Below are 3,836 nucleotides of genomic sequence, written 5' to 3'. Positions count from 1 at the left end.
CACGCACAACGCCATCAGCGGCGTGGCGCACTACCGCACGCCCGATGACCGCACCTGCATCGCCAAGATCCGCGACCTCGTCAAGCAGCTGCCGCGCGATGCGTCGGCCCTGCCCATCGGCGACGCAAAGCCGCCCGCGCGGCCGGAGGTGGAGCTGTACGACCTGCTGCCGCCGGACCACAAGCAGCCGTACGACGTGCGCCAGGTGCTGGGGTGCATCCTGGACGGCGGCGCCCTGGACGAGTTCCAGGCGGACTACGCGCCGGAGATGATCTGCGGCCATGCGCGCATCGGCGGCATTCCCGTGGGCGTGATCGCCAACGCGCGGGGCATGCTCAAGGACCCGCACGGCGGCCCGCCCAAGTTCGGCGGCATCATCTACGCCGACTCGGCCGACAAGGTGGCGTTCTTCATCGAGACGCTGTCGCGCCACGGCACGCCCATCCTGTTCGTGCAGGACGTGAGCGGCTTCATGGTGGGCTCGCAGGCGGAGCACTCGGGGATCATCCGCGCGGGCGCCCGCTTCGTGGAGGCCATGGCCACGGCCGGCGTGCCCAAGATCGTGCTGACGGTCAACCACGCGTCGGGCGCGGGGTACTACGCCATGGCGGGGCAGGGCTTCGACCCGGACTTCATCTTCACGTGGCCCACGGGGCGCATGGGGGTGATGGAGGGCGACAGCGCCGTGGCTGCGCTCTTTGGCCCGCAGCTGGAGGAGCTCAAGAAGCAGGGCAAACAGCCCGACGAGGAGCTGGTGGCGAAGATGGCGGCCGTCCGCGCGGACTACGACCAGCAGCTGGACGCCAAGTTCGCGGCGGCGCGCGGCTTCGTGGACGCCGTGATCCTGCCGGACGAGACGCGGGCCACGCTGTCGCTGGCGCTGCGCACCTCGCTCAACAACCCCGGCCCGCACCTGGGCGCGTTCGTGCTGCCGCCAGGCGCGTAGGCTGGACAGGTATTCGAGACGAAGCAGGAACGGCAGCCGGGCTCTCCGGCTGCCGTTTTTGCATACGGGATAGAGCCCTGCACGCCCGGGCTCCATGCGTCTTGCGTAGGACTTGCTCCCGCGATGGCTGCATACGCATCGTTCGAGTGCTCTCAGAAGCAGCCCGGATCACGGCGCGCGAAGATGGGTGGGTCGTAACCTGAAGCGCTGCAGTGGATTGCGCTTGAGGTACGCGCGGTGGCATAAAGTGTACACGGTTGACGTCAGCGCGCGTTGGCTTTTAAACTTGGAGCGTTCGAATGTCGTCTCATCCGCTTCCGTCGGACCGAAGCAACGCACCCCAGGAGCCGCCAATGCAAACGGCCGCCACCCCCGCCCGCAGGTCGTTCACGTGGGACGAATGCGTCCGCATGGGTGAGCTGGGCATTCTGCCCGAGTTCGGGGTGGAGCTGATCGACGGCGAGGTACGGGAGAGGAACATCTGGGGAACGCCGCGCCGGTGGACGTACGAGGACTGGGAGCGGATGGTCGCCGGGGGGATCCTGGATGAGGACGAGCGCATAGAACTCGTCGACGGAGAGCTCGTCCGCATGACACCCATCGGGGATCGTCACATGTATACGGTCGACCTGATCGGCGAGTACCTGTGGAGCCAGATGCGGGGACACGGCATCGTCCGTGTCCAGAGCCCGCTGAAGTTCCACACGGGGGAGGGGCCGGTACCTGACCTGGTGCTCCTGCGCATGTCCGAGGACCGTTATCGCAACCGGAAAGCGGGGCCGTGGGATGCCCTGCTGGTCGTCGAGGTGGCGGACAGCTCGATGGCACGGGACCTCGGCAAGGCGGAGCTGTATGCCCGGGCCGCCATCCCGGAGTACTGGATCGTGGACGTGAACCGCCCGGGTGTCATGGTGCATCTTGCTCCCGTGGGTGGGGAATACTCGGACGTGCGCCGGTACGGGTATGGCCAGGCGTTCACCTCTCCCGCCCTCACCGGGCGGGACGTGCGCGTGGAAGAGGTGCTGGGGCCGGCCTGAGAGAGGCAGATCCTTGCTGTCGAACACTTTGCAGTGGTGAAGGAAGGGACGTCATGGCCGTTCAATTCGCGCAGCCGTACCGGTTCAGCGAGCAGCAGCTCGCCCGCATGGCCCAGGCGTGCCTCGTTCCCCGTCGTGGGATCGCGCTCATCAGCGGCGTTCCGTACCAGGCAGGCGCTCCCGTTCGGTTTTCCAGCGAGGACTACCACAGGCTGGGTGAGATCGGCGTCATCGGCGACGATGAACGCGTGGAGCTCATCGATGGTGAGGTGATCCAGATGACGCCGATGGGCGGCCAGCACCAAACCGTGGTTTTCGACATCGATGACTACCTTGACTCCGTCGTCGGTCCTGGGCTTCGAGTGGCGGCACAGGCTGCCGTCAAGCTGGACGGTGCGGAGCCCGTCCCCGATCTGGTGGTGTTGCGCAGGGCGGCGGAGATCCGTGGAAAGCTGCCGCGTCCGGCCGCGTGCGTGCTGGCCGTGGAAGTAGCGGATTCATCTGCTTTGTACGATCGATCGGGGAAGCGTGAGCTCTATGCGCGCGGCGAGATCGCGGAATACTGGGTGGTGGACCTGAGCACCCGCACGGTGGTGCTCCACCTGCGCCCGCTCGCGGGAGATTACCAGGACGTCTCCGAGCATCCACGGGGCGCCTCCTTCGTCTCGCCCGGATTGGGTACAGAAGTGCACGTTGATGACCTGCTGCGGTAGCCCGCCCGGGTTGCCGTCGCGGCGGGGCGGGTGATATATGACTGCCGGAGGCTGCACGCGCGGCCTCCGGACTGTTTTTGGACCGGAACCTGCCCGCGGCGGGACGCTCCCGCGCGTTGCACCAGGACCGACATCTCTCGACCTGCTGATGAAACAGACCATCCGCATCGCCAGTGGCCAGGGCTTCTGGGGTGACCAGCTGGACGCGCCCAAGCAGCAGGTGGAGGGCGGCCCCATCGACTACCTGATGCTCGACTACCTGGCCGAGGTCACCATGTCGATCATGCAGAAGCAGCGCAGCCGCAACCCGGCCGCGGGCTACGCGCGCGACTTCGTGCCGCTCATGGGCGAGATCCTGCCGGCCGTGGTGGAGCGCAACATCCGCGTGGTGGCCAACGCCGGCGGCGTGAACCCCGCCGGCTGCCGCGACGCCGTGGTCGAAGAGGCGCGCCGGGCGGGGCTGGGCGGCCGCGCGCGCATCGGCATGATCACGGGCGACGACATCCTGGAGCGGCTGCCGGAGCTGCAGTCGCGCGGGGTGGAGCTGCGGAACATGGAGACGGGCGAGCCCCTGTCCACGGTGCTGGACCGCGTGCAGAGCGCCAACGCGTACATCGGCGCGCGGCCCATCGTGGAAGCGCTGCGCCAGGACGCGCACGTGGTGATCACGGGCCGCTCCACGGACACGGCGCTCACGTACGGGCCCATGATCCACGAGTTCGGCTGGGACCTGGAGGACTACGACCGCATCGCGGCGGGCGTGGTCGCCGGCCACATCAACGAGTGCGGCGCACAGGCCTCCGGCGGCAACCACCTGGTGGACTGGCGCACCATCCCGGACCTGGGCAACATCGGCTATCCCATCATCGAGGCGGCGCCGGACGGCTCGTTCGTCGTCACCAAGCACGACGGCACGGGCGGCCGGGTGACGGTGCCCACGGTCAAGGAGCAGCTCGTCTACGAGATGGGCGACCCGCGCAGCTACATCACGCCGGACGTGATCGCCGACTTTACCACCATCCGGCTGGAGGACGCGGGCCCGGACCGGGTGCGGGTGCACGGTGTGCGCAGCGCGGGCAAGGCCACGGACATGCTCAAGGTGAGCATCGCCTACAGCGACGGCTACAAGGCCACGGGCAC

At 68.0% G+C, this 3,836-nt stretch carries 4 protein-coding genes; all 4 read left to right on the top strand.

Annotated elements, in window-relative coordinates; all coding sequences use genetic code 11:
- Positions 1 to 946: carboxyl transferase domain-containing protein (locus VFZ20_RS30540; RefSeq protein WP_329687756.1), on the top strand; the 946-nt coding region annotated here is incomplete at its 5' end.
- A 353-nt stretch (positions 947 to 1,299) separates the two neighbouring features.
- Positions 1,300 to 1,983, top strand: coding sequence for a Uma2 family endonuclease (locus tag VFZ20_RS30535; RefSeq protein WP_329687755.1), 684 nt, complete (start codon positions 1,300 to 1,302; stop codon positions 1,981 to 1,983).
- A 53-nt stretch (positions 1,984 to 2,036) separates the two neighbouring features.
- Positions 2,037 to 2,696, top strand: a complete 660-nt coding sequence (locus VFZ20_RS30530; RefSeq protein WP_329687754.1) for a Uma2 family endonuclease — start codon at positions 2,037 to 2,039, stop codon at positions 2,694 to 2,696.
- A 148-nt stretch (positions 2,697 to 2,844) separates the two neighbouring features.
- Positions 2,845 to 3,836 (top strand): acyclic terpene utilization AtuA family protein (locus VFZ20_RS30525; protein ID WP_329687753.1); only part of this gene is annotated, 992 nt, incomplete at its 3' end.

The sequence above is a fragment of the Longimicrobium sp. genome, assembly GCF_036280135.1.
In the GTDB taxonomy this organism is placed as follows: Bacteria; Gemmatimonadota; Gemmatimonadetes; order Longimicrobiales; family Longimicrobiaceae; genus Longimicrobium.
This window is presented reverse-complemented; position numbering and strand designations above follow the sequence as displayed.